Below are 26,030 nucleotides of genomic sequence, written 5' to 3' on the forward strand. Positions count from 1 at the left end.
CTGGCTATGATGCCTAATCAAGAACAGTAGTTTTTACAAGAGGAGAAAAAAGATGGCAGTGATGCAGATAGAATATTATTCAGAAGTTTTGGAGATGGAGTGGGGAGTCAATGTCCTTTATCCAGATGCGTCGCGCGTGGACGAACCAGATGATACGGATATTCCTGTCTTGTATCTGCTTCATGGTATGAGTGGCAACCACAATAGTTGGCTCAAACGCTCAAATATTGAGCGCCTCGTTCGCTCGACTAACTTGATTGTTGTGATGCCAAATACCAACAATGGCTGGTACACCGATACCCAGTATGGCTATCATTACTATGAAGCTATCGCTGAGGAGCTGCCACGGGTGCTCAAACGCTTTTTCCCCAATATGTCTGATAAGCGGGAGAAAAACTTTATTGCTGGCTTGTCCATGGGTGGCTATGGCTCTTTTATGCTGGCGCTTAAGACTAATCGTTTTTCTTATGCAGCTAGTTTGTCTGGGGCACTCAGCTTTCACGATCAGCATCCAGATGATACTGACCTAGCCAAGCCGGCATACTGGCGTGGTATTTTTGGTGATTTGGAAGACTGGACCAGCAGTCCTTATTCACTGGAAACCTTGGCCAAGCAGTCGGATGGAAAAACTAAGTTTTGGGCTTGGTGCGGCGAGGAGGATTTCCTCTATGCGGCCAATAACCATGCCGTGGAAAATTTGAAAAAGCTAGGTCTGGATATTAGCTACAGCCACAGTCCTGGTAAGCACGAATGGTACTACTGGGAAAAGCAATTGGAGAAGGTTTTAGCTTGGCTGCCGATTGACTTTGTTCTCGAAGAAAGACTGTCTTAAAAAATCATACGATTCAGCGGATTCTGGGTCGAGAATGTGATATAATAATAACGTTTGAATACGAAAGCAGGAGCGAGATATCCCTGCTATTCCCAAATAGGAGATCGAAAATTGACAAAAGATATTCGAGTGCGTTATGCACCAAGTCCAACGGGACTTTTACACATCGGAAATGCGCGGACCGCGCTCTTTAACTACCTCTATGCTCGTCATCATGGTGGAACTTTTATCATCCGTATCGAAGATACAGACCGCAAGCGCCATGTCGAAGACGGTGAGCGTTCACAGCTTGAAAACCTCCGTTGGTTGGGGATGGACTGGGATGAAAGCCCAGAAACACATGAAAACTATCGCCAATCAGAACGTTTGGAATTGTATCAAAAATACATTGACCAATTGCTAGCAGAAGGAAAAGCCTACAAATCTTACGTTACAGAAGAAGAATTGGCTGCCGAGCGTGAACGTCAGGAAGCAGCTGGTGAAACACCGCGTTATATCAATGAGTTTCTAGGCATGTCAGAGGAAGAGAAGGCAGCCTACATCGCAGAACGTGAAGCAGCAGGCATCATTCCAACGGTTCGTTTGGCTGTCAATGAAGCTGGTATCTACAAGTGGACTGACATGGTCAAGGGTGAAATTGAGTTTGAAGGTGGCAATATCGGTGGTGACTGGGTGATCCAAAAGAAAGATGGTTACCCAACTTACAACTTTGCCGTTGTCATCGATGACCACGATATGCAAATCTCTCATGTTATCCGTGGAGACGACCACATTGCCAACACTCCAAAACAGCTTATGGTTTATGAAGCGCTTGGTTGGGAAGCACCAGAGTTTGGTCACATGACCCTGATTATCAATTCTGAAACTGGTAAAAAGTTGTCTAAACGCGATACCAACACTCTCCAGTTTATCGAGGATTACCGCAAAAAGGGCTACCTACCAGAAGCAGTCTTTAACTTTATCGCTCTTCTCGGTTGGAATCCTGGTGGGGAAGACGAAATCTTCTCTCGTGAAGAACTCATCAGACTCTTCGATGAGAACCGCCTCAGCAAGTCTCCAGCTGCCTTTGACCAGAAAAAGATGGACTGGATGAGCAATGAGTACATCAAGAATGCGGATTTTGAGACAATCTTTGAAATGGCAAAACCATTCTTGGAGGAAGCAGGACGCTTGACCGACAAGGCTGAAAAAATGGTAGAACTCTACAAACCACAAATGAAATCAGTGGATGAAATCGTTCCATTGACAGACCTTTTCTTCTCAGATTTCCCAGAATTGACGGAAGCTGAGAAAGAAGTGATGGCTGGTGAAACTGTTCCTGTGGTGTTGGAAGCTTTCAAAGCAAAACTGGAAGCAATGACAGATGAAGAATTTGTGACAGAAAACATCTTCCCACAAATCAAAGCAGTCCAAAAAGAAACAGGTATCAAGGGCAAGAACCTCTTCATGCCAATCCGTATCGCTGTTTCTGGTGAAATGCATGGTCCAGAATTACCAGATACCATTTATCTATTAGGCCGTGAAAAATCCATCCAGCATATCGACAATATGTTGAAAAAAATTCAATAAGATAAACCAGCTTTCGAGCTGGTTTTTGCTTTCTAAAAAGCTGTATTTATGTTACAATAATGTTACAAGAACAAGAAATATTGCGAGGTGCTAAAGATGAAAAAATGGGTGATTCTCTTGGCTGGAACTTTGGTGGCATCGTCTGTGTTAGTGGCCTGCGGTCAAAAGAAAGAAAAACCGACTTCGCCTTCTAGCAGTTCCAAAGTTAGCTCGACCTCGACCAGCTCAGCTTCTTCCAAAAAGTCTGAGACGAGCAAAAGTTCGACAGAGCTGTCTACTGAAACAAGTAGTTCGGACACTTCTATCTCTAGCAGTCAGGAGCCTTCGGAGCCAGCAACTAAGGAGTCTTCTGCTAAGTCAGAAAGCAAGGGGGAAAGAGAGCCTGCCGCTACCTCTAGTTTAGATATGCAGGCCATTGCTTCTGGGGACTTTTCTAGCATGGCTGGTACTTGGCGGGATGCCAATGGCGTCACTTATACATTTGATGCCAAGGGACTTGTATCAGATGTTGCCAAGTTGGAGCTGGTTTACGCTGGTCTGGATGAAAATGGAATTTATCGTACTAGCATTCGTTGGCATAATCTTACAGGTGCTGCCTTGTCTATTATTCCAGCGGGGAAAAAGTTGCCAGCAGGAGAGACTGTTAGCGGACAGGATCCGACTGATAGTAGTCGAGATCGCTTCATTATTGCCCAAGGCATCTCAGAGCACCCAGACGTTTTTTACCGTGTAAAATGAGAGTGGGACAGAAATCGGTAATTCGTTAGAATTCGATTTCGTCGTCCCACCTCTGCACAGTTGAGTAGGGCTGTAAAAGCTGATGAAATCAGCGTAGTAGAGCCCACTCAATCACTGCGTCTTGCTCGATAATCCAAATACAATTGAGAGGCTAGGACTTTTGTCCCGGACTCTTTTTTGGAGCTGTACTGCCGATCTCTTCTTTCCGAACAGCTTCTTTCATTCGGTAAAACTATTCAAAAAGAGGGCTCGTCTCGCACCTAGCCCTTATTGGCTTTTTGGGAAAATATGGTATAATAGAGTTAATTTTGGTGGATGGAGTTGAGTTTTGAGAAAAAACTATCGCGTCAAGAGCGAAAAAGATTTCAAGGCGATTTTTAAAGCTGGGCAGAATTTTGCCAATCGAAAGTTTGTCGTTTATAAATTAGAAAAAGAACAGCGCCATTTTCGAGTGGGGGTTTCAGTCAGTAAAAAGCTGGGCAATGCAGTTGTCCGCAATAGTATCAAAAGAAAGATTCGTCATGTCTTGATTCAGCATCGGGCAGATTTGACCAAGGATGACTTTGTTGTTATTGCTCGCAAGGGAGTTGAAACTCTAGACTACCATCAAGTGGAACAAAATTTATTGCATGTCTTAAAAGTTTCAAAAATTTATCAGGAAGGATTTGTTTGTGAAAAAGAAGAGTAAGATAGGATTTCTTTTAGTGGCTTCGCTGCTCATTCTGACAGCTTGTGGCACTAGCGAAGTGACCGCTAATTCAAGTGATTTTTGGGAGAAATTAGTTTATTTCTTTGCGGAGATGATTCAATTCTTGTCCTTTAATGGAAGTACAGGGATTGGGATTATTCTCTTTACATTGATTATTCGGACAGTCTTGTTGCCAGTCTTTCAATTTCAGACGACCTCCTCTAGAAAGATGCAGGAAGTTCAGCCTCATATCAAGAAGCTTCAGGAAAAATATCCGGGCAAAGATATGGATAGCAGAGCAGCTTTGGCAGAGGAAACCAGCAAGCTTTATAAAGAAATGGGGATCAATCCCTATGCTGCTTTTCTTCCGCTCTTTATCCAAATGCCAGTGCTTGTGGCACTTTTCCAAGCTCTGACACGAGTTGAATTTCTAAAAACAGGTCACTTCCTCTGGCTTAATCTAGGAACAACAGATCCTACCTTTATCCTACCTATTCTCGCTGCTCTCTTTACTTTCTTTAGCACTTGGCTATCCAATAAAGCCTTGCCAGAAAAAAATGGTGGGACGGCAGTGATGACCTACCTAATGCCGGTATTGATTTTCTTCTTTTCGGTGTATGCAGCCAGCGGGGTTGCTCTTTACTGGACAGTTTCTAACGCCTATCAAGTCGGTCAGACCCTACTTTTGAGCAATCCTTTTAAGATTATTGCTGAACGTGAAGCAAAGGCAAAGGCGGAGCGCCAATTGGAAATGAAGAAAAAACGTGCCCTTCAAAAAGCACAGAAAAAGAAAAAGTAAAAAGGAGGACTCTTGCAGATGGTTATTTTTACAGGAGCAAGTGTTGAAGAAGCGATTCAAAATGGACTAAAAACGCTGGATATCCCACGAATGAGAGCACATATTACCGTTGTTTCGCGTGAAAAGAAAGGATTTCTCGGTTTATTTGGCAAAAAGCCTGCGCAGGTAGATGTGGAGCCGATTGCTGAAACGACTGTGACCAAGGCCAACCAACAGGCGGTAAAAGGAGTTCCTGAGGAAATCAATGCACAAAACGAGCCAGTACAAAGTGTTAGTGAAGCAACAGTCGACTTGGGACGAGTGGTGACGGCTATCAAGAAGGCCGAAGGCGAAGGTGAAACTGTTTCAGAAAAAGTCAAGGCTGAAATTCTTAAAAATGATAAAGATGCCAGTACCATTCTGGAAGAAACAGGTGCAATTGATTTCTTAAAGACCAGTCAAGCGGTTGATGAAGCACAGACTCAGAAAGACTCAGAGGAAGATAGCTCTTTAGCAGAAGTGGCACCTAGTCAGCAAGAGACAGCTGAGTCGTCCTTCTTTGACTTGGGGATCCAGGTTGAGGATGATTGTGATATTGAAGAAGTTGTCGCAAGTGTGACCACATATGTGCAAAAGATTGTGGATGAAATGGATGTTGAAGCGACTCTTTCTAGTAGCCACAATCGCCGAACAATCAATATGCAAATTGATACGAATGAGCCAGGGCGCGTGATTGGTTACCACGGTAAAGTCTTGAAAGCCTTGCAGCTGTTGGCTCAGAATTATCTTTACAATCAATATTCCAAGAGCTTCTACATTTCTATCAACGTGAATGACTATGTGGAGCATCGTGCAGAAGTTTTGCAAAGCTATGCGCAAAAATTGGCTCAGCGTGCTCTAGAAGACCGTCGCAGCCAGCATACGGATCCTATGTCTAATAGTGAGCGTAAAATCATCCACCGGATCATCTCAAGAATTGATGGTGTGACTAGCTATTCAGAAGGCGATGAGCCTAACCGCTACGTTGTTGTAGATATTGATTCGGAATAAATCTTAACCAGCTGCTCAGCTGGTTTTTAGATACAGAAAGGAGAAAATTCCATGTCACTTTTTCCAGCTATTGAGTCGTTTTTGACTGTTCAAGGAAGTAAATACATTTCACCAGATAAGGCAGGGGAACTGCGAGAGACAATGTTGGATTTGAAAGCTAGAGGTCAGGCTGCTCGGCAAGAGTTTGCGAATTTGGTCCGAGACTTTCAGGTTCTCTATCCTAAGCTGAGTCTGGAGCGGACCAGCAATTGGCTGAATCAGGCTCAGATTTTACGCCCACATTTTTGGAATTATCTAAGAGGCTATGGGGAAATCACAGAGCCCATGTTCGCTCTGCGCTTGTATGGAACTGCAGAAGATTTTGGAGTGTCGCTGGAGGTAAGCTTTATGGAGCGCAAGAAAGACGAGCACAGTCTCAGCAAGCAAAATCGGGTGCTGAATCTGCCCATTCAGCCGCCAGCTTACTATTTTGCCCAGATAGATGGCGTGAGTCAACGCTTCGAAGCTACGGAAGCAAATAGGCAGCATCTAAGCCAGCAGGTGGCTGCTGGGCTAGTCCGCAAGGTTTTGATCAAATATGACGTCAATCTTTCCGAGGCCGCAAGTAAGCAACAAGTTCTGTCGGAGCTTGAGCAGGCTATGACAGCTTTGATTCCCTTCTATGAGGCGACACGATTTGAATGATTTCGCTTCCAAAAAGAAACAATTCATCCAATACTATTGACAAACAGGAGAGAATCAGATAGAATAGTAAAGTATGTTTAGTAACTGATCACTTTATAGCCGGCTAAACGAATACAAAATCTATGAGGAGGTATTCATCGTGAAACGTACTTATCAACCAAGTAAACTTCGTCGTGCGCGCAAACACGGATTCCGTAACCGTATGTCAACTAAAAACGGTCGTCGCGTATTGGCAGCTCGTCGTCGTAAAGGACGCAAAGTTTTGGCTGCATAATCCAAACGATTACCATAAAGAAACCAGTGGAGACTCGAGACCGCTGGTTTTTCTATTGTTCTTGATAAAATAGGCTTCTATGGTTTAAGGGTGGCTAGTATTGCTATGAAGGAGTCCGTGCAGAATAGGAACTTTACATGAAATGGAAGGTAAACGGGCTAGTCTAGGTGGTTTCTAGGTGTATCTTATCTAGTTTGAATAAAAGAAAAGAGAGTGGGATAGAAATCGGTAATTCGTTAGAATTCGATTTCGTCGTCCCACCTCCGCACAGTTGAGTAGGGCTGTAAAAGCTGATGAAATCAGCGTAGTAGAGCCCACTCAACCACTGCGTCTTGCTCGATAATCCAAAGACAATTGAGAGGCTAGGACTTTTGTCCCAGCCTCTTTTTGATACTTATATTGGCATATAAGTATGCTCTCTATCAAGCAGCTAAGAGCAGGGGATAGAGGTAGCAGAGCAGCGTGAAACTAATAAGGGCGTAGAAGATACCGATTCGGATCGCTTGGATGGGCTTGTAGAAGCGAATCAGGGTTAGAATACACCAGACCAGTAGAACAAGGATAAACCAAGCTGAAATCAGGCGCAATGGTGTTGGACCATAAAGATAGATATAGATGCCAAAGAGTTTCCAGCCGGCAAGCAAGGCCAGTAAAAAGGCGAAAATAAAGAGGATAGTGCTGGCTAGACGAGTACCTTTCTGGTCCCAGAGAGGTTTTTGGGCCAGCAAATAAAAGGCGGCTAAGACAGCGAAATTTAGAAGTGATACACGAACGAGTTGCCAGAAGCCAGCAACAGCAACAGTTGAGGCATTTTGCGGAGAAATAGTTTGGAGACTAGTGCCAGTACTAAGGAGTTCGTTTAATTCTCCTAAACCAACAAGGAAAAAGAGAGCGTAGGTCAGGCAGAGACTGCCGATGATGATATAGGCTGTAAAAGCAGGAAACATCTGCAGTGGCTGAATGCTATTTTGGAAACTTTGGTAGGTAACTTTGATATTCTTTTGATTCAGTAAGCTGCCAACAATCAGACTGTAGAGATAGAGGCCAATAGGTAGGGCCAAGAAGAGACGAAGAGCGATGGCGTCTGTATCAAGATTTGAAAAGATCAAGTCAAAGAAAAGATGCAAGGCATCAGCTGTATCACTAAAGAAAAGAGCAAATCGATCAGAGACTTGGCTGAGTTGTGACCAAACGAAGAAGACAAGCGTACCAGCAATAAGAAGGCTGCTTGCGATCATCGTACTTTGGAGTGCTTTTTTAGAAGAATCGCTGTCTTCAGTAGTTGCATCTGAAGCCTTATCGCTCAGAGCAAAGACCTGAAGACCAGCGAAAAAGTTTCTAAAAGGTAGAATCACAAAGGCCTGAATGCTATCGTACCAAACCATGATTCCCAAGCGGCCTTGATTGAGCCAGCCCGTCCGTGACAGGATATAAAAAGAAAAGGAGATGTGGAGAGTCAAAGTCTGAAAAATTTCTAATTGTGGGTGAAAGCCCCAGATACTGAGTGCCAGTGCCTGAGTCAAACTGAGAATCAGGAAAAGCTTGGACTCGAGCCCAGTAGAGACATCCTTTTCGATTTGAGGCAAGCTTTTTGGCGTTTTTCTTACTAACCACTCGGTCAGGCTAATCAAACCAATTGCAATAGGGAAAAAGTAAATGGTCTTGTTGCCGTCGATGGCAACTGTATAAAAGTAGGCCAAAAAATAGAGAATGAGAGAGCTGATTCTATAATTATTCAGTTCCTTTATATTTAAAGCTGTGAAGATGTTTTTTCGTTCTTGGTCTTTTTCAAAAGGAAGGTAGGGTTGCCCCGTCATCTGTTCTTGTGATGGTGTTTCCATGTTTATTTCTCCTCGGTTTCATCTGTGATATATTCAAGAATATCGCCGGGTTGGCAGTCCAATTCCCGACAAAGGGCATTAAGTGTTGAAAAGCGTATTGCCTTGGCTCGGTTATTTTTCAAGATGGACAAGTTGGCAGGGGTGAGGTCAATCAATTCTGCTAAGCGTCCAGCACTAATCCGTTTTTGAGCCATGACAAGGTCTAAATTTATCTGAATCATAGTCCCTCCTAAATCGTGTAGTCTACTTCTTCTTGCAGCTCAATTGCCTTGCCAAAAGCATTGCGGATAACCCGAATAATCAAGGTTAAAATGCAGCAAGAAACGGCTACGAGGAGCATGGGCATATAGACAGTCAAGCCCATAAAGAAAGAAATGAGGGCGACCATTCCGACTTCCCAGCCCAGATAGCGCATATACTGTACATTCTGTCTGATAAAGACTTGATTTTTCCCGATGCGGCTAAGGAGCCGATAGAGATGCACGATACAGGTCAGAGCCAGACAGCCTAAGACATAGCCTAGAAGCAACAATATCCAATAACGACTTTCTCCCTGAAAGAAAGGAGAGGGAAATTCGATGACTAGGCTGACTACCCAAGGTCCGATGGCTATCAGGACAATGGAAGCAATGAATAAAATGCTGAGGCTGATTTTTGTAAGCACAATGCTTATATCTTCAGCTGTTTTTTGTCTTGTCTTTGACATGGATTCCTCCAAATAATTTCTATTTTTATTTACTATATCACAAAATATATCGATAATCAATAACAAAATATCGAAAAATAATAAAAAATTATCAAAAAACAGTAAAATTATTTTTGATAGGAGTTGAAAAAATAATAAATACCCTCTGAAGTAGGCGGAGAGAAAGTAAAGCTCTTGCCCCTTTATCTGACTTTTTTGGTATAATGAAGAACAGGAAATATAAGGAAGTAAAGCATGAAAATTTTTGATACACACACGCATTTAAATGTGGAAGAATTTGCTGGGCGAGAGGCAGAGGAGCTCCAGCTAGCTGCAGAAATGGGCGTTAGCAATATGAATGTCGTCGGTTTTGACCGGCCGACCATTGAGCGCGCCTTGGAGTTGGCCGACAGTTATGAGCAGATTTACGCTACGATTGGCTGGCATCCGACTGAGGCTGGGACTTATGATGAGGCGGTGGAAGCCTATCTGCTGGACAAGCTTGGTCATCCAAAAGTGGTGGCTCTGGGCGAGATTGGTCTGGATTATCACTGGATGACAGCGCCCAAGGAAGTGCAAGAGCGAGTATTTCGCCGACAAATCCAGCTCTCCAAAGAGTTAGACCTGCCCTTTGTCGTCCACACGCGCGACGCTTTAGAGGACACCTATGAGATTATCAAGAGTGAGGGTGTAGGCCCTCGAGGCGGTATTATGCATTCTTATTCGGGTTCTTTGGAAATGGCAGAGCGCTTTATCGAGCTGGGGATGATGATTTCCTTTTCTGGAGTCGTTACCTTTAAAAAAGCGACGGATATTCAAGAAGCTGCGCAGCACCTACCTTTGGACAAAATCCTCGTCGAGACAGATGCGCCTTATCTGGCACCTGTTCCCAAGCGTGGCCGAGAAAACAAAACAGCCTATACCCGCTATGTTGTAGAAAAAATTGCTGACCTGCGTGGGTTGACGGTCGAAGAAGTAGCGCAGGCGACCTATGAAAATGCAAAGAAGGTGTTTAGGCTTGACTGAGAAGATAAAAATCCCGCAAGTGGTCGTTGTGGAAGGGCGTGATGACACAGCCAATCTCAAGCGCTATTTTGATCTTGAGACCTATGAAACTAGAGGCTCTGCCATCAGCGATGCGGATATCGAGCGGATTCGTCGCTTGCAGGACTTACATGGTGTTATTGTTTTTACAGACCCTGACTTCAATGGCGAGCGGATTCGCCGTCTGATCATGACGGAAATTCCCGCTGTCCAACATGCCTTTCTCAAGCGTGACGAAGCAGCCCCTAAGTCCAAGACCAAAGGGCGTTCACTAGGCATTGAGCATGCGAGTTTTGAAGACTTAAAAACAGCCCTCGCTGGGGTAACCAGCCATTTTGAATCAAGCAGTGATTTTGATGTGACAAAGAATGACCTCATGCGGCTGGGCTTGCTTATGGGAAGCGATAGCCGTCAGCGTCGAGAGTATCTGGGCGAAGAACTCCGCATCGGCTATTCCAACGGCAAGCAGCTGCTCAAGCGGTTGGAACTGTTTGGCGTGACTTTGGCGGAAGTAGAAGAAGCCATTCTCAAATATTCAGTCTAACGGAGTAAGAAATGGAAAAAGTAATTATTACGGGCGGCAATAGTGGTATTGGCTACCAGGCTGCTAAACAGTTAGCTGAAAAGGGGTGGTCAGTGACCCTATTTTGCCGACGGAAAGAAGCTGCCGAGCAAGCTTGTGAGGAAATTCGTCAACAGACAGGAAATCGACATGTAGATTATACCTTGGTTGATCTATCAGATATGAAGAGTGTCAGGAAAGCAGTGGAACAGTATATTCAAAAAGAAGATGTTCTAGACGTTCTAATTAACAATGCAGCTGACTTTGATTTGTCAGTCAAAAAGCCCATCCTGACTAAGGGTGGTTTAGAAAAGCAATTTGCGACCAATGTTGCCGCCCCTTTCTTGCTGTCTATCTTGTTGAAAGGTTTGTTGGAAAAATCTGAGAGTGGTCGGATTATTAATATTTCTTCCCAAGGGCTGATGCTTTATCCTTTCATGAAGCTTGATTTTGAAAATTTAGCTGGTCAAAAACATTATAGTCCTGCCAAGACCTATTATCAGAATAAACTGGCCTTGTTGATGCTGTCGCTTTATATGCGGAAATGGTGGAAAGGTATCAAAATTCAGGCAATCCGTGTGACCAATGTCAGAGTTGATATGCGCCGCTACAATCACCTCAACACTTTTATGAAAAATCTGTATAAAATTAAGTCAAGATTTTCGATTAGCCCTGAAGAAATGGCTAAAGTTTACACAGCCTTATCTACAGAAGATTGCTATAAAGGATTTTTGTATGACGAAAAATGCAAAGAAGTTAAGGCTAATGCATTTGCTTACGAGGAAGAAGAGCAGAAAAAACTTTACACCTTGCTAGAGCAAATGACATCCTTAAAAGATAATGAATAAATAATTAGAAAAGAGAAAAGATGAGAATTGCAGACTATAGTGTGACCCGTGCCATTCTGGAGCGTCACGGTTTCACCTTTAAAAAATCGTTCGGTCAGAATTTCCTGACGGATACCAACATCCTCCAGAAGATTGTGGATACAGCCGAGATTGATAAAAATGTCAATGTCATTGAAATTGGTCCTGGTATTGGGGCTTTGACAGAATTTTTGGCGGAAAGTGCCGCCGAGGTAATGGCCTTTGAGATTGATGATCGACTGGTTCCGATTTTGGCGGATACTCTGCGCGATTTTGACAATGTGACAGTGGTTAATCAGGATATTCTCAAGGTTGATCTGGCTCAGTACATAGCAGAGTTTAAGAATCCTGACCTGCCTATCAAGGTAGTGGCGAATCTTCCCTACTACATCACGACGCCGATTCTCATGCATTTGATTGAGAGCGGGATTCCTTTTAGTGAGTTTGTCGTGATGATGCAGAGGGAAGTGGCGGATCGAATTTCAGCTCAGCCGAATACCAAGGCTTACGGCAGTTTGTCGATTGCGGTCCAGTATTACATGACGGCCAAGGTTGCCTTTATCGTGCCGCGGACAGTCTTTGTGCCAGCGCCAAATGTGGATTCGGCCATTCTCAAGATGGTACGCAGAGACCAGCCAGCAGTTGAAGTCCAAGACGAGAAATTCTTTTTCAAGGTTTCCAAGGCTAGCTTTGTCCACCGTCGCAAGACGCTCTGGAACAATCTGACCAGTCATTTCGGGAAGTCAGAGGAGACCAAGGCTAAGCTAACAGCTGCTTTAGAGCAAGCTGAATTGTCTCCAAGTGTCAGGGGAGAAGCCTTGACTTTGGCAGATTTTGCCCGTCTGGCGGATGCCTTGAAGGAACAAGGATTATAAGATTTGAAAACCAGCCCTTTTTGAAAAAGGCTGGTTTTTTGAAATAAATTTCAAGAAGATTTCATAATTTTCCAAAACAAAAACTCTTGTCAACTTGGACAAGAGTTCCTGTTCGATGCGGAGGAAGGGATTTGAACCCTCACACCCGTACGGGCACATGCGCCTGAAGCATGCGTGTCTGCCGTTCCACCACCTCCGCTTGCTTTTTATTATAACATATTTTTTGAAAATGCCAATAGTAAAAGCCAAATATATGTTTTTTTGATATAATAATTGTATTAACTTTAAAGGAGCAGTCTTGCAAGGAATAATTATCAAAGCCTTGGCTGGCTTTTATTATGTAGAGTCAGATGGGCAGGTGTATCAGACGAGAGCGCGTGGGAATTTCCGCAAAAAAGGACAAACGCCTTATGTTGGTGACCATGTCGAATTTTCAGCGAACAAGGATTCTGAAGGCTACATTTTAAAAATAGACGAGCGTAAAAATAGTTTGGTGCGGCCACCTATTGTCAACATTGATCAGGCAGTTGTCATTATGAGTGCCAAGGAGCCAGATTTCAATGCCAATCTCTTGGATCGTTTTCTGGTGCTTTTAGAGCATAAGCGGATCCATCCTATTATCTACATCAGCAAGTTAGACCTGCTTGAAGATGAGCAGAGCTTGGATGTCTATGTACAGGCCTATCAGGCCATCGGCTATGAGGTCGTTAAAACCACTGAGGAGTTGCTGCCACTTCTGACAGGGAAAATCACTGTTTTCATGGGTCAGACTGGTGTTGGAAAGTCCACTCTGCTCAATAAAATAGCACCAGACTTGCAATTAGAAACAGGAGAAATTTCTGAAAGTCTGGGGCGGGGGCGTCATACGACACGAGCGGTTAGCTTTTATAACCTGAATGGCGGAAAAATTGCGGACACTCCGGGCTTTTCTTCTCTGGATTATGAGGTGGACAAGGCAGAAGATCTGAATGCAGCCTTTCCAGAAATTGCCGGAATCAGTCGGGACTGCAAGTTCCGAACTTGTACCCATACGCACGAGCCGGCTTGTGCCGTCAAACCAGCCGTAGAAGCCGAGCGAATTGCAGCTTTTCGTTTTGAAAATTACCTGCAATTTCTCAGTGAAATCGAGAACCGTCGTGAAACCTATAAAAAGACAGCTAAAAAACTTCCTAAATAGAGAAAGGAACTATCATGAAAACATTTAAAATTGCTCCCTCTGTTCTGAGTGCGGATTATGCTAATTTTGAGACTGAGTTGAAAAAGCTAGAAGCTAGCGGAGCGGAGTATGCCCATTTGGATGTCATGGATGGCCATTTTGTACCCAATATCAGCTTTGGAGCCGGTGTTGTGGCCAGTATGCGTCCCCACAGCAAGATGGTTTTTGATTGTCATCTCATGGTATCCAATCCTGAGCATCATATTGAGGAATTTGCTCGAGCAGGTGCAGATATTATCAGCATCCATGTGGAAGCAACACCGCATATTCATGGAGCTTTGCAGAAGATTCGGGCGGCAGGTGTCAAGCCTAGTGTCGTCATCAATCCTGGAACACCGGTTGAAGCGATAAAAAATGTCTTGAATTTAGTGGATCAGGTCTTAGTGATGACAGTCAACCCAGGCTTTGGGGGTCAGGCTTTTCTGCCCGAAACTATGGGTAAGATTCGTGAACTGGTCGCTCTGCGAGAGGCCAATCAGCTGAACTTTGATATTGAAGTTGACGGTGGGATTGACGATAAGACGATTCAGATGGCTAGAGAAGCTGGCGCCAATATTTTTGTGGCCGGTAGCTATGTCTTCAAAGGTGATGTCAGCCATCAAGTTCAGACCTTGAGGGATGTACTAGATGCTTAGGATTGCTCTGTTTGCTGGCGGTGATTTGACGGAGGTCAATCGAGATTTTGATCTTTTTGTCGGAGTTGATCGTGGTGCCTTTTATTTGCTAAAGCAGGGCTTGCCTCTAGATCTAGCGGTTGGTGATTTTGATTCTGTCTCTGACGAAGAATTGCTGCATATCAAAGATAGAGCCAAGGAAGTCATTCAGGCTCAGCCTGAAAAGGATGATACGGACTTAGAATTGGCTGTTCTGGCTTGCTTTGAGCGCTATCCAGACGCTTATCTGACGATTTTCGGCGCCTTTGGCGGTCGTCTAGATCATGCTCTGGCCAATGTTTTCTTGCCCAGCAATGATAAAATCGCTCCCTATATGGAGCAGCTGATCTTAGTGGATGCCCAGAATTGCATCTGCTATGTTCCCTCTGGCCGTCATGAGATCAAGCCGGTGGAAGGCATGGACTATCTGGCCTTTCTGCCGACAGAGGATGTTCCTTTGACCATTGAAGGAGCTAAATATCCTTTAAACGAAACGAATTTTTTCTTTAAAAAAGTCTATGCTTCTAACGAATTTATAGATAGACCTGTATTTTTATCCTTTGACAGGGGTTATACGGTTGTTATTTACAGTAAAGATAGGAGTTGATATGGAATATATCATCATCATCCTGCTTATCATCAATCTGGTCTTTCTCTATTTCTTCTGGCAGAGACAGGGGCAGCAGGAGCAGGCAATCAGAGTCTTGCTAGAAGAGCAGGAGGATCACTTGTCCGACCAGCTGGATTACCGCTTTGAGCAGGAAAGGCAGCAGGAGGCTCTTCGGCAAAAAGAGTTGGAACTTGTTCTGGGAGATCGGCTGGCAGAAGTTCGAACAGATTTGCACCTTCATTTGACGGATTTGCGAACCGAAATGGCGGATAGTTTCAGTAAAAATCGAGACAAGACCGATGAGCGGATGCGTCAGATTCAGGAGTCAAATGACTTACGGCTGGAGCAGATGCGCCAAACTGTTGAGGAAAAATTAGAGAAGACTTTGCAGAGTCGTCTGCAGACCTCCTTTGAGACGGTGTCCAAGCAGCTAGAGTCTGTTAATCGTGGTTTAGGAGAGATGCAGACAGTGGCTCGGGATGTGGGCAGTCTCAATAAGGTTCTTTCCAATACCAAGACCCGTGGCATTATGGGCGAGCTCCAGCTGGGACAAATTATCGAAGACATCATGACACCTAGCCAGTATGAGCGGGAATTTGCCACAGTGTCAGGTACTAGTGAGCGCGTGGAGTATGCTATCAAATTGCCTGGGCAGACAGAGCAGGACTATGTCTACCTGCCCATCGATTCCAAGTTTCCTCTGGCGGATTATTACCGCTTGGAAGATGCTTATGAATCGGGCAACAAGGAAGAAATTGAATTTCACCGTAAGTCGCTGTTAGCTAGCGTCAAGCGCTTTGCCAAGGATATCAACAGTAAATATCTGGCTCCGCCAGCTACGACGAATTTTGGGATTATGTTTTTGCCAACGGAGGGACTCTATTCCGAAGTGGTTCGCAATCCAGAGTTTTTCGACGGTTTGCGGCGAGATGAGCAGATTGTCGTAGCTGGACCGTCTACCTTGTCAGCCCTGCTCAACTCTCTCTCAGTTGGCTTTAAAACCCTAAACATCCAGCGTAGCGCAGATGACATCAGCAAGGTTCTGGGCAGTGTCAAGCTGGAATTCAATAAGTTTGGCGGTATTCTAGCCAAGGCTCAGAAACATCTGAAGAACGCTTCTGGTAGCATTGACGAGCTACTGACTCGCCGAACCAATGCCATTGAAAGAACGCTACGGCATATTGAATTGTCTGACCAAGACCTTCATTTACACTTGCTCGATATTCCAGATGAAAGGGAAGACTATGAAAATTAATCAAATGAAAAAAGATGAGATGTTTGAAGGCTTTTATCTGATTAAGTCAGCCGAAGTCCGACAGACCAGAGCTGGGAAGAATTACCTCGCCTTCACTTTCCAAGATGACACTGGAGTGATTGAAGGGAAATTATGGGATGCCCAGCCCCATAATGTGGCAGAATTTACAGCGGGGAAAGTCGTTCACATGCAAGGACGCCGCGAAGTCTACAATAACACCCCGCAGGTTAATCAGTTGACCCTGCGCCTGCCAAAAGCGGGTGAGCCTAATAATCCTGCTGATTTCAAAGAAAAACCACCTGTTGATCAAAAAGAACTGCGAGAATATTTGGCGCAAATGATTTTCAAGATTGAAAATCAAGTCTGGCAAAGGGTTGTGCGCTCCCTTTACAGCAAATATGATAAGGAATTCTATTCCTACCCAGCAGCGAAAACCAATCATCATGCTTTTGAATCAGGACTCGCTTTTCATACAGCTACCATGGTCAAACTAGCTGATGCGATTGGTGACATCTATCCTCAGCTCAATAAAAGCCTCCTTTTTGCAGGGATCATGCTGCACGACTTGGCCAAAGTCATTGAGCTGAGTGGCCCAGAAAATACGGAATACACTGTCCGAGGCAATTTGATTGGGCATATTGCACTGATTGATGAGGAACTGACCAAAACACTGGCTGAGCTGAAAATCGATGATACGAAAGAAGATGTCATCGTTTTGCGCCACGTTCTTCTTAGTCACCACGGTCTCCTCGAATACGGAAGTCCCGTTCGTCCAAAGATTATGGAAGCAGAAATCCTACACATGATTGACAATCTGGATGCGGAAATGATGATGATGACCACGGCTCTGTCTCTCGTTGCTCCAGGAGAAATGACCAATAAAATCTTCGCATTGGAAAATCGTTCCTTCTATAAACCAAAAATTGATAAGTGAAATACGAAAAATGGGCATTATATTTAGTATAATGTTCGTTTTTTTGATATAGTATGATATAATGAAAAAAATAAAATAAATATTCATGGAAATCACTCCAAACTTTGAAATAGGAAGAATTGAATTACTGCTCTATGCGAGAAGAGCTACGTTTTCAGATTAGTTTGTGGCTGATTTTGATGGAGTCGAATTGGTGAAAAAATGAAATTAAGAAGAAGTGAGCGCATGGTGGTTATTTCCAATTACTTGATTAACCATCCTTACCAATTAACAAGTTTAAACACATTTGCAGAGAAATATGAATCTGCCAAGTCTTCTATTTCAGAAGACATCGTGATTATCAAACGTGCCTTTGAAGAAATCGAGATTGGTACGATTGAGACAATTACCGGTGCTGGGGGAGGTGTCGTCTTTACTCCTTCCATTTCAGAAAAGGAGGCCAAGGCTATCGTTCAAGACCTCCGCGATCAGCTGTCTGAGAGTAATCGAATCCTGCCTGGCGGCTATATCTACTTGTCAGATTTACTCAGTACACCATCTATTCTCAATAATATTGGCCGCATCATTGCCAAAGCTTTTAAAGATCAAAAGATTGATGCCGTTATGACGGTGGCGACCAAGGGGGTTCCGCTTGCCAATGCTGTCGCTAATGTCTTGAATGTTCCCTTTGTCATTGTTCGTCGTGATTTGAAAATCACTGAGGGTTCTACGGTCAGTGTCAACTATGTCTCTGGCTCTAGCGGAGATCGGATTGAGAAAATGTTCCTCTCAAAACGTAGCCTAAAGGCTGGAAGTCGAGTGCTGATTGTCGATGACTTTCTAAAGGGAGGCGGAACGGTTAATGGGATGATTAGCCTTCTGTCTGAGTTTGATTCGGAGTTGGCAGGAGTAGCGGTCTTTGCGGACAATGCGCAAGCCAATCGCGATCATCTGGAATACAAATCGCTGTTAAAGGTGACCAATATCGATGTTAAATCAAATACGATTGATGTTGAGATTGGGAATATATTTGATTAACTTTAGGAAAGAATTATGAGAAATATTTTTGATAAATTAGAGGGAATTTCTGTTTTTGTTCGTTCTGGAATTATATTGATCTTAGCGGCTATCTTGATTTCTGGTCTTTTATTTTTAAAACCGGCTCAGAAGAATACTGGCTCTACTAAAAACGTTAGTTACAGTAGACGTTCAAGTTCTAGCTACGCTAGTTCTACAAATCAAGCATCTTCAGAGGATAATACGATTCAGAATGCTGAAGCTGCTGTTAAAAAATTAGAAGAAGAGCGTACCGATGAAAGTTTAGCTCAAGCACAAGCAGCGGTTGATAAGGTAAAAGATGAGGAAGCCAAAGCTAAGTTCCAAGGTCGAATTCAAGCCGTAAAAGATGCAATGAAAACACCTGAGGAATCCTCTGAACCTGATTCAGATCAGCAGCCTGCTCCAACGCCCTCACCAGCCTATGTAGCTCCCGCAGTTTCAAGTGAGACACCATCACAACCACAGGAAAATCACAGTCCAGCCCCTGCTACAAGTTCGGAGCATACTCCCAGCTCGTCTTCTCCTCCCTCAGGAGCTTAAGCGACACAGTGATTACTAGTAGAGGAATCATAATAAAAATAATAAGAACTCTCAATCATGCAAAATGAAGCATGTTCTGAGAGTTTTTTTAGTTTGCTAGTAGTAAAATATCTTTATTTTAAACGCTTATTAAAGATTACAAGAATAAGCAAAAAATTAAGAAAACCTATTGACGAGGATATGCTTCTGTGTTACAATGATAAACGGTACTTTTTACTTTTGGTCTCTCAAAAGTGTACAGAGACGTGCTGACAAATGTTGCAAAAGTACACACAGATGATAGCTGTCACCAAGTGTATCATCACCAAAATTAAAAAAATACAGGAGAATGTAGATGCCTACAATTAACCAATTGGTTCGCAAACCGCGTAAATCAAAAGTAGAAAAATCTAAATCACCAGCTTTGAACGTTGGTTACAACAGCCACAAAAAAGTTCAAACAAACGTATCTTCACCACAAAAACGTGGTGTTGCAACTCGTGTCGGAACTATGACACCTAAGAAGCCTAACTCAGCCCTTCGTAAATTTGCCCGTGTACGTTTGAGCAACTTGATCGAAGTTACAGCTTACATCCCAGGTATTGGACACAACTTGCAAGAGCACAGCGTGGTGCTTCTTCGTGGTGGACGTGTAAAAGACCTTCCAGGGGTACGTTACCATATCGTTCGTGGTGCACTTGATACAGCAGGTGTTACTGACCGTAAGCAAGGCCGTTCTAAATACGGTACTAAGCGTCCAAAAGCATAAAGAAAGGGGATAAAGATAAATGAGTCGTAAAAACCGTGCGCCTAAGCGCGAAGTATTGCCAGATCCGCTTTACAATTCACAATTAGTTACTCGTCTTATCAACCGCGTTATGCTTGATGGTAAGCGTGGTACAGCAGCTTCTATCGTTTACGGAGCTTTTGAGCAAATCAAAGAAGCTACTGGAAATGATGCACTTGAAGTATTTGAAACAGCGATGGAAAACATCATGCCTGTTCTTGAAGTACGTGCACGCCGTGTCGGTGGTTCAAACTACCAAGTACCGGTTGAAGTTCGTCCAGAACGTCGTACTACACTTGGACTTCGTTGGTTGGTAACAATTTCACGTGGTCGTGGTGAACACACTATGCAAGATCGTCTTGCAAAAGAAATCATGGATGCTGCTAACAACACTGGTGCAGCAGTTAAGAAACGCGAAGATACTCACCGTATGGCTGAAGCTAACCGTGCCTTCGCACACTTCCGTTGGTAAGATCATGATACCAAGGGCGCTAAAGGCACAAGGCAAAAATAGGAAACTGATGCAGTGTTTGAAGAACACAAAGCAGTTTGTCTTTTTTGCGCAGGGCCTCGCTCGGGTTCAAATTAGCTAAAAATATTATTCTTAGCTATAATTCAACTGATCGTCTTATAAGTTGAAACCAACAAAAAACAAGATAAACATTGAGAACGGGTAGGTCCTGCCTATCCGTTTTTTCTAAATAATGTTATAATAGATTGTAAAATAAAAAAATAGGAGAAACTAACCTCATGGCACGCGAATTTTCACTTGAAAAAACTCGTAATATCGGTATCATGGCTCACGTCGATGCTGGTAAAACAACAACTACTGAGCGTATTCTTTACTACACTGGTAAAATCCACAAAATCGGTGAAACTCACGAAGGTGCGTCACAAATGGACTGGATGGAGCAAGAGCAAGAGCGTGGTATCACTATCACATCTGCTGCGACAACAGCTCAATGGAACAACCACCGCGTAAACATCATCGACACACCAGGACACGTGGACTTCACAATCGAAGTACAACGTTCTCTTCGTGTATTGGATGGTGCGGTTACCGTTCTTGACTCACAATCAGGTGTTGAGCCTCAAACTGAAACAGTTTGGCGTCAAGCAACTGAATATGGAGTTCCACGTATCGTATTTGCTAACAAAATGGACAAAATCGGTGCTGACTTCCTTTACTCTGTAAGCACACTTCACGATCGTCTTCAAGCAAATGCACACCCAATCCAATTGCCAATCGGTGCTGAAGATGACTTCCGCGGTATCATCGACTTGATCAAGATGAAAGCTGAAATCTATACTAATGACCTTGGTACAGATATCCTTGAAGAAGATATTCCAGCTGAATACCTTGACCAAGCTCAAGAATACCGTGAAAAATTGGTGGAAGCAGTTGCTGAAACTGATGAAGACTTGATGATGAAATACCTTGAAGGTGAAGAAATCACTAACGAAGAATTGAAAGCTGCTATCCGTAAAGCAACTATCAACGTTGAATTCTTCCCAGTATTGTGTGGTTCTGCCTTCAAGAACAAGGGTGTTCAATTGATGCTTGATGCGGTTATCGACTACCTTCCAAGCCCACTTGACATCCCAGCGATCAAAGGTATTAACCCAGATACTGATGAAGAAGAAACTCGTCCAGCATCTGACGAAGAGCCATTCGCAGCTCTTGCCTTCAAGATTGCAACAGACCCATTTGTAGGTCGTTTGACATTCTTCCGTGTATACTCAGGTGTTCTCCAATCTGGTTCTTACGTAATGAACACTTCTAAAGGTAAACGTGAACGTATCGGACGCCTTGTGCAATTGCATGCCAATAGTCGTCAAGAAATCGAAACCGTTTATGCTGGTGATATTGCAGCTGCTATTGGTTTGAAGGATACAACTACTGGTGATTCATTGACAGATGAAAAAGCTAAAATCATCCTTGAGTCAATCCACGTTCCAGAACCAGTTATCCAGTTGATGGTTGAGCCAAAATCTAAAGCAGACCAAGATAAGATGGGTATTGCCCTTCAAAAATTGGCTGAAGAAGATCCAACATTCCGCGTTGAAACAAACGTTGAAACTGGTGAAACAGTTATCTCTGGTATGGGTGAGCTTCACTTGGATGTCCTTGTTGACCGTATGCGTCGTGAGTTCAAGGTTGAAGCAAACGTAGGTGCTCCTCAAGTATCTTACCGTGAAACATTCCGCGCTTCTACTCAAGCACGTGGATTCTTCAAACGCCAGTCTGGTGGTAAAGGTCAATTCGGTGATGTATGGATTGAATTTACTCCAAACGAAGAAGGAAAAGGCTTCGAGTTTGAAAATGCTATCGTCGGTGGTGTGGTTCCTCGTGAATTCATCCCAGCGGTTGAAAAAGGTTTGATTGAGTCAATGGCAAATGGTGTCCTTGCTGGCTACCCAATCGTTGACGTGAAAGCTAAACTTTACGATGGTTCATACCACGATGTCGACTCATCTGAAACAGCCTTCAAGGTTGCGGCTTCACTTGCTTTGAAAGAAGCTGCTAAGACTGCACAACCAGCTATTCTTGAGCCAATGATGCTTGTAACCATCACTGTTCCTGAAGAAAACCTTGGTGATGTTATGGGTCACGTAACAGCTCGTCGTGGACGTGTTGACGGTATGGAAGCACATGGTAACAGCCAAATCGTTCGTGCTTATGTTCCACTTGCTGAAATGTTTGGTTATGCGACTGTTCTTCGTTCTGCAACACAAGGACGTGGTACCTTCATGATGGTATTTGACCACTACGAAGATGTACCTAAATCAGTACAAGAAGAAATCATTAAGAAACACCGTGGTGAATAATTCACTACATGACGCTCGCTTCTAGCGGGCGTTTTTTCTTTATGGAATCAAAATATGAAATTTATGAAAAATATCGAAAATACATGAAAGAAAATTTGTTACTTGTTAATAATAATGAAATCAGTTGCAATTTTACTCAATAAGGTATATAATAGATATGTTGAAAGGTGATTTGTAGTGATTCAAGTTACTCTTTTCACATAAAAATTTTTTTGATTTTCATAAGGAGGAAATCACTAATGGTAGTTAAAGTTGGTATTAACGGTTTCGGTCGTATCGGTCGTCTTGCTTTCCGTCGTATCCAAAACGTAGAAGGTGTTGAAGTTACTCGCATCAACGACCTTACAGATCCAGTTATGCTTGCACACTTATTGAAATACGACACAACTCAAGGTCGTTTCGATGGTACTGTTGAAGTTAAAGAAGGTGGATTCGAAGTTAACGGTAAATTCGTTAAAGTTTCTGCTGAACGTGACCCAGAACAAATTGATTGGGCTACTGACGGTGTAGAAATCGTTCTTGAAGCAACTGGTTTCTTTGCTAAGAAAGATGCTGCTGAAAAACACCTTAAAGGTGGAGCTAAGAAAGTTGTTATCACTGCTCCTGGTGGAAACGATGTTAAAACAATCGTATTTAACACTAACCACGACGTTCTTGATGGTACTGAAACAGTTATCTCAGGTGCTTCATGTACTACAAACTGTTTGGCTCCAATGGCTAAAGCACTTCAAGACAACTTTGGTGTTGTAGAAGGATTGATGACTACTATCCACGCTTACACTGGTGACCAAATGATCCTTGACGGACCACACCGTGGTGGTGACCTTCGTCGTGCTCGCGCTGGTGCTGCTAACATCGTTCCTAACTCAACTGGTGCTGCTAAGGCTATCGGTCTTGTAATCCCAGAATTGAATGGTAAACTTGATGGTTCTGCACAACGCGTTCCAACTCCAACTGGATCAGTTACTGAGTTGGTAGCAGTTCTTGAAAAGAACGTTACTGTTGATGAAGTAAATGCAGCTATGAAAGCAGCAGCTAACGAATCATACGGTTACACAGAAGATCCAATCGTATCTTCAGATATCGTAGGTATGTCTTACGGTTCATTGTTCGACGCAACTCAAACTAAAGTTCTTGACGTTGACGGTAAACAATTGGTTAAAGTTGTATCATGGTACGACAACGAAATGTCTTACACTGCACAACTTGTACGTACTCTTGAATACTTTGCAAAAATCGCTAAATAATTCAATTGTATGTAGAAGAGATCCGAATGGATCTCTTTTTTGTTTTACAGAACAGCTTGAAGGAGTGGCTATTGGAAATCACCCTGCTCATGCAACATCATTAGCATTTATCAGAAAAATGTGAATCGTGTAGTCTTTCATCTATCTTTGATTGGAGAAAAGGAAAAGCCATGAATTTTTACTATCACTTTTGTAGATTTTGTGATATAATTAACACGTATAAAAAAAGAAGGAGTCATATCTAATGGCAAAATTGACTGTTAAAGACGTTGACTTGAAAGGGAAAAAAGTTCTCGTTCGTGTTGATTTCAACGTTCCTGTAAAAGATGGCGTGATTACTAACGACAACCGTATCACTGCAGCACTTCCAACTATCAAGTACATCCTTGAACAAGGTGGACGTGCTATCCTCTTCTCTCACCTTGGACGTGTAAAAGAAGAAGCAGATAAAGAAGGTAAATCACTTGCTCCTGTAGCTGCTGATTTGGCTACTAAATTGGGTCAAGAAGTTAAATTTATCCCAGGCGTTACACGTGGTGCTGAATTGGAAGCAGCTGTTAACGCTCTTGAAGATGGACAAGTTCTCTTGGTTGAAAACACTCGTTTCGAAGATGTTGATGGCAAGAAAGAATCTAAAAATGATCCTGAACTTGGTAAATACTGGGCATCACTTGGAGATGGTATCTTCGTAAACGATGCATTCGGTACAGCTCACCGTGCACACGCATCTAATGTTGGTATCTCAGCAAACGTTGAAAAAGCTGTTGCTGGATTCCTTCTTGAAAACGAAATTGCCTACATCCAAGAAGCAGTTGAAGCTCCAGAACGCCCATTCGTAGCCATTCTTGGTGGTTCAAAAGTTTCAGACAAGATCGGTGTTATCGAAAACTTGCTTGAAAAAGCTGATAAAGTCCTTATCGGTGGTGGTATGACTTACACATTCTACAAAGCGCAAGGTATCGAAATCGGTAACTCACTTGTAGAAGAAGACAAATTGGATGTTGCTAAAGCTCTTCTTGAAAAAGCAAACGGCAAATTGATCTTACCAGTTGACTCAAAAGAAGCAAACGCATTTGCAGACTACACTGAAGTGAAAGATACTGAAGGTGAAGCAGTAGATCCAGGCTTCCTTGGTTTGGATATCGGTCCTAAATCTATCGCTAAATTTGACGAAGCCTTGACTGATGCGAAAACAGTTGTATGGAACGGACCAATGGGTGTGTTTGAAAACCCTGACTTCCAAGCTGGTACAATCGGTGTGATGGACGCTATCGTGAAACAACCAGGCGTGAAATCAATCATCGGTGGTGGTGACTCAGCTGCCGCAGCCATCAACCTTGGTCGTGCAGACAAGTTCTCATGGATTAGTACGGGCGGAGGCGCTTCTATGGAGCTTCTTGAAGGTAAAGTATTGCCAGGTTTGGCTGCACTTACAGAAAAATAATTTCAGCCCGTTAGTCTCTACAAAATCCTGATTTTGTAGAAAAAGGAACAAAACTGAAACGTTAACGAAAAGGTGGCTATGTCACCTTTTTGTGTAGTGGAGGTATTTGTGACGCGGTGGTGGTGCCTCAATGGAACTCCTTGAAGGTAAAGTTCTTCCAGGGCTTGCAGCTTTGACTGAAAAATAATCTTTGAAACGGAAAGAGTTGGGTAACCAACTCTTTTTCTTTTGTCCTTGTAGGCTTCTGAGGAAATGGATTTTTGGCTTCTATTTTCCTAATGAGTAATCAATAATGGGAAATATAGTTAGAAATACAGTAGAAGCTGGCTATGCATCCTTGTAGGATATAGACAATAAACTCGATGGACAGAGCCTTTTTGTTAGAAAATATGTTAGAATAAAGATAGTTTACTTTTAAAAAGGAAAAAGCATGAGCTATTTTAGTAAGTATAAATTCGATAAATCAAAATTTCGCTTGGGTATGAGGACGATGAAAACAGGGATAGCAGTCTTTATTGTCCTACTTATTTTTGGTATGTTTGGCTGGAAGGGGCTCCAAATTGGGGCTTTGACAGCGGTGTTTAGCCTGCGAGAAGATTTTGATAAAAGTGTTCATTTCGGAACTTCTCGTATTTTAGGAAATAGTGTCGGGGGCTTTTATGCCTTGCTATTCTATCTGTTGGGAAATTTATTGAACGGCCAATTTTGGGTGACCTTAGTATTTGTGCCAATCTGTACGATGCTGACGATCATGACCAATGTTGCTATGAACAATAAGGCTGGGGTGATTGGTGGTGTTTCAGCTATGCTGATTATCACTCTCTCCATTAGTCCGGAAGATACTATTTTATACGTTTTTGCTAGAGTTTTTGAAACCTTTATGGGGGTCTTTGTCGCAATAGTTGTAAATTCGGATGTGGATAGAATTAAGAATTTCTTTAAGTCTATAAATTAAAATGTGTAAGAAAATCTCACATTGATTGTTGACATACAAAAAAAATTAGTTATAATA

28 protein-coding genes and 1 tRNA gene are annotated in these 26,030 nt (G+C 43.0%); 25 read left to right on the forward strand and 4 right to left on the reverse strand.

The genetic code is table 11. The features are described 5' to 3' along the window. Positions 1-52 precede the first annotated feature (52 nt). The 8 genes from O3644_RS00420 to rpmH all read left to right on the forward strand — a co-directional run bounded on the left by O3644_RS00420 (position 53) and on the right by rpmH (position 6,613). On the forward strand, positions 53-832 hold the full coding sequence (locus tag O3644_RS00420) for an alpha/beta hydrolase (RefSeq protein WP_371594787.1): 780 nt from the start codon (positions 53-55) through the stop codon (positions 830-832). 111 nt (positions 833-943) lie between these two features. Then, a complete protein-coding gene (gltX, locus tag O3644_RS00425; RefSeq protein ID WP_371594788.1) occupies positions 944-2,401 on the forward strand; it encodes a glutamate--tRNA ligase in 1,458 nt (485 codons plus the stop codon). 96 nt (positions 2,402-2,497) lie between these two features. After that, entirely contained in the window at positions 2,498-3,139 is a 642-nt protein-coding gene (locus O3644_RS00430; protein ID WP_371594789.1) for a DUF6287 domain-containing protein, read from the forward strand. Between the two features lie 328 nt (positions 3,140-3,467). Continuing rightward, positions 3,468-3,827 (forward strand): ribonuclease P protein component, encoded by a 360-nt coding sequence (gene rnpA / locus O3644_RS00435; RefSeq protein ID WP_371594790.1) that lies wholly within the window; start codon positions 3,468-3,470, stop codon positions 3,825-3,827. Further along, a complete protein-coding gene (locus tag O3644_RS00440; RefSeq protein ID WP_371594791.1) occupies positions 3,811-4,626 on the forward strand; it encodes a YidC/Oxa1 family membrane protein insertase in 816 nt (271 codons plus the stop codon). Before rnpA ends, O3644_RS00440 begins: the two co-directional genes overlap by 17 nt. Before the next feature lie 18 nt (positions 4,627-4,644). Next, positions 4,645-5,655 (forward strand): RNA-binding cell elongation regulator Jag/EloR, encoded by a 1,011-nt coding sequence (jag, locus tag O3644_RS00445; protein WP_371594792.1) that lies wholly within the window; start codon positions 4,645-4,647, stop codon positions 5,653-5,655. 51 nt (positions 5,656-5,706) lie between these two features. Then, on the forward strand, positions 5,707-6,339 hold the full coding sequence (locus O3644_RS00450) for a hypothetical protein (RefSeq protein ID WP_048765825.1): 633 nt from the start codon (positions 5,707-5,709) through the stop codon (positions 6,337-6,339). Positions 6,340-6,478: 139 nt separating this feature from the next. Continuing rightward, the gene (rpmH, locus tag O3644_RS00455; RefSeq protein ID WP_000831905.1) at positions 6,479-6,613 is read left to right on the forward strand and encodes a 50S ribosomal protein L34; all 135 of its coding nucleotides are present in this window, start codon (positions 6,479-6,481) and stop codon (positions 6,611-6,613) included. Between the two features lie 422 nt (positions 6,614-7,035). Here rpmH and O3644_RS00460 read toward each other — a convergent pair whose 3' ends face one another. From O3644_RS00460 to O3644_RS00470, 3 genes are read right to left on the reverse strand one after another with little or no spacing between them, the layout of a single operon-like run. Beyond that, complete coding sequence (locus O3644_RS00460) at positions 7,036-8,454, reverse strand: DUF4153 domain-containing protein (protein ID WP_048764181.1); 1,419 nt, start codon at positions 8,452-8,454, stop codon at positions 7,036-7,038. 2 nt (positions 8,455-8,456) lie between these two features. Further along, positions 8,457-8,675, reverse strand: coding sequence for a helix-turn-helix transcriptional regulator (locus O3644_RS00465; protein ID WP_048764179.1), 219 nt, complete (start codon positions 8,673-8,675; stop codon positions 8,457-8,459). An 8-nt stretch (positions 8,676-8,683) separates the two neighbouring features. Next, positions 8,684-9,160: a DUF2975 domain-containing protein gene (locus O3644_RS00470; protein WP_041826919.1), complete on the reverse strand. Its 477-nt coding sequence runs from the start codon at positions 9,158-9,160 to the stop codon at positions 8,684-8,686. A 234-nt stretch (positions 9,161-9,394) separates the two neighbouring features. On the opposite strand from O3644_RS00470, the gene O3644_RS00475 reads away from it, so the two are divergent. Genes O3644_RS00475 through rsmA form a run of 4 tightly spaced genes read left to right on the forward strand, consistent with a single transcriptional unit; the run spans position 9,395 to position 12,486 of the window. Further along, positions 9,395-10,165: a TatD family hydrolase gene (locus O3644_RS00475; RefSeq protein WP_371594793.1), complete on the forward strand. Its 771-nt coding sequence runs from the start codon at positions 9,395-9,397 to the stop codon at positions 10,163-10,165. Beyond that, positions 10,131-10,727 (forward strand): ribonuclease M5, encoded by a 597-nt coding sequence (rnmV, locus tag O3644_RS00480; RefSeq protein ID WP_371594794.1) that lies wholly within the window; start codon positions 10,131-10,133, stop codon positions 10,725-10,727. Before O3644_RS00475 ends, rnmV begins: the two co-directional genes overlap by 35 nt. A gap of 11 nt (positions 10,728-10,738) precedes the next feature. After that, a complete protein-coding gene (locus tag O3644_RS00485) occupies positions 10,739-11,593 on the forward strand; it encodes an SDR family NAD(P)-dependent oxidoreductase (protein WP_371594795.1) in 855 nt (284 codons plus the stop codon). Between the two features lie 20 nt (positions 11,594-11,613). Beyond that, positions 11,614-12,486: a 16S rRNA (adenine(1518)-N(6)/adenine(1519)-N(6))-dimethyltransferase RsmA gene (gene rsmA / locus O3644_RS00490; RefSeq protein ID WP_371594796.1), complete on the forward strand. Its 873-nt coding sequence runs from the start codon at positions 11,614-11,616 to the stop codon at positions 12,484-12,486. 116 nt (positions 12,487-12,602) lie between these two features. Here rsmA and O3644_RS00495 read toward each other — a convergent pair. After that, a tRNA-Leu gene (locus O3644_RS00495) sits at positions 12,603-12,685 on the reverse strand. A gap of 99 nt (positions 12,686-12,784) precedes the next feature. Between O3644_RS00495 and rsgA the strand changes: the two genes are divergently transcribed. The 13 genes from rsgA to O3644_RS00560 all read left to right on the forward strand — a co-directional run bounded on the left by rsgA (position 12,785) and on the right by O3644_RS00560 (position 25,973). Further along, positions 12,785-13,663 (forward strand): ribosome small subunit-dependent GTPase A, encoded by an 879-nt coding sequence (rsgA, locus tag O3644_RS00500; protein WP_048764146.1) that lies wholly within the window; start codon positions 12,785-12,787, stop codon positions 13,661-13,663. Between the two features lie 14 nt (positions 13,664-13,677). Further along, entirely contained in the window at positions 13,678-14,337 is a 660-nt protein-coding gene (gene rpe, locus O3644_RS00505; RefSeq protein WP_048764144.1) for a ribulose-phosphate 3-epimerase, read from the forward strand. Further along, positions 14,330-14,962 (forward strand): thiamine diphosphokinase, encoded by a 633-nt coding sequence (locus tag O3644_RS00510; RefSeq protein WP_005591653.1) that lies wholly within the window; start codon positions 14,330-14,332, stop codon positions 14,960-14,962. The genes rpe and O3644_RS00510 overlap by 8 nt, the downstream gene beginning before the upstream one ends. Before the next feature lies 1 nt (position 14,963). Beyond that, entirely contained in the window at positions 14,964-16,220 is a 1,257-nt protein-coding gene (locus O3644_RS00515; RefSeq protein ID WP_048764142.1) for a DNA recombination protein RmuC, read from the forward strand. Continuing rightward, entirely contained in the window at positions 16,210-17,154 is a 945-nt protein-coding gene (locus tag O3644_RS00520; protein WP_045500508.1) for a 3'-5' exoribonuclease YhaM family protein, read from the forward strand. The genes O3644_RS00515 and O3644_RS00520 overlap by 11 nt, the downstream gene beginning before the upstream one ends. A 201-nt stretch (positions 17,155-17,355) precedes the next feature. Beyond that, a complete protein-coding gene (gene purR, locus O3644_RS00525) occupies positions 17,356-18,171 on the forward strand; it encodes a pur operon repressor (RefSeq protein ID WP_005591656.1) in 816 nt (271 codons plus the stop codon). A gap of 15 nt (positions 18,172-18,186) precedes the next feature. Next, complete coding sequence (locus tag O3644_RS00530) at positions 18,187-18,732, forward strand: hypothetical protein (protein ID WP_125405090.1); 546 nt, start codon at positions 18,187-18,189, stop codon at positions 18,730-18,732. Positions 18,733-19,066: 334 nt separating this feature from the next. After that, positions 19,067-19,480 carry a 30S ribosomal protein S12 gene (gene rpsL / locus O3644_RS00535; RefSeq protein WP_005591658.1) on the forward strand — a complete coding sequence of 138 codons (414 nt, stop codon included), beginning with the start codon at positions 19,067-19,069 and terminating at the stop codon, positions 19,478-19,480. A 19-nt stretch (positions 19,481-19,499) separates the two neighbouring features. Then, positions 19,500-19,970: a 30S ribosomal protein S7 gene (gene rpsG / locus O3644_RS00540; protein WP_005591659.1), complete on the forward strand. Its 471-nt coding sequence runs from the start codon at positions 19,500-19,502 to the stop codon at positions 19,968-19,970. Between the two features lie 278 nt (positions 19,971-20,248). Continuing rightward, entirely contained in the window at positions 20,249-22,327 is a 2,079-nt protein-coding gene (gene fusA, locus O3644_RS00545) for an elongation factor G (RefSeq protein WP_371594798.1), read from the forward strand. A gap of 239 nt (positions 22,328-22,566) precedes the next feature. Next, complete coding sequence (gap, locus tag O3644_RS00550) at positions 22,567-23,574, forward strand: type I glyceraldehyde-3-phosphate dehydrogenase (RefSeq protein WP_005591661.1); 1,008 nt, start codon at positions 22,567-22,569, stop codon at positions 23,572-23,574. Positions 23,575-23,818: 244 nt separating this feature from the next. After that, positions 23,819-25,018, forward strand: a complete 1,200-nt coding sequence (gene pgk, locus O3644_RS00555) for a phosphoglycerate kinase (RefSeq protein ID WP_125389726.1) — start codon at positions 23,819-23,821, stop codon at positions 25,016-25,018. 430 nt (positions 25,019-25,448) lie between these two features. Next, positions 25,449-25,973 carry an aromatic acid exporter family protein gene (locus tag O3644_RS00560; protein ID WP_005591664.1) on the forward strand — a complete coding sequence of 175 codons (525 nt, stop codon included), beginning with the start codon at positions 25,449-25,451 and terminating at the stop codon, positions 25,971-25,973. Positions 25,974-26,030: the final 57 nt, after the last annotated feature.

Origin of the sequence: Streptococcus sp. 27098_8_113, from assembly GCF_041432545.1 — a bacterium.
Taxonomy (GTDB): domain Bacteria; phylum Bacillota; class Bacilli; order Lactobacillales; family Streptococcaceae; genus Streptococcus.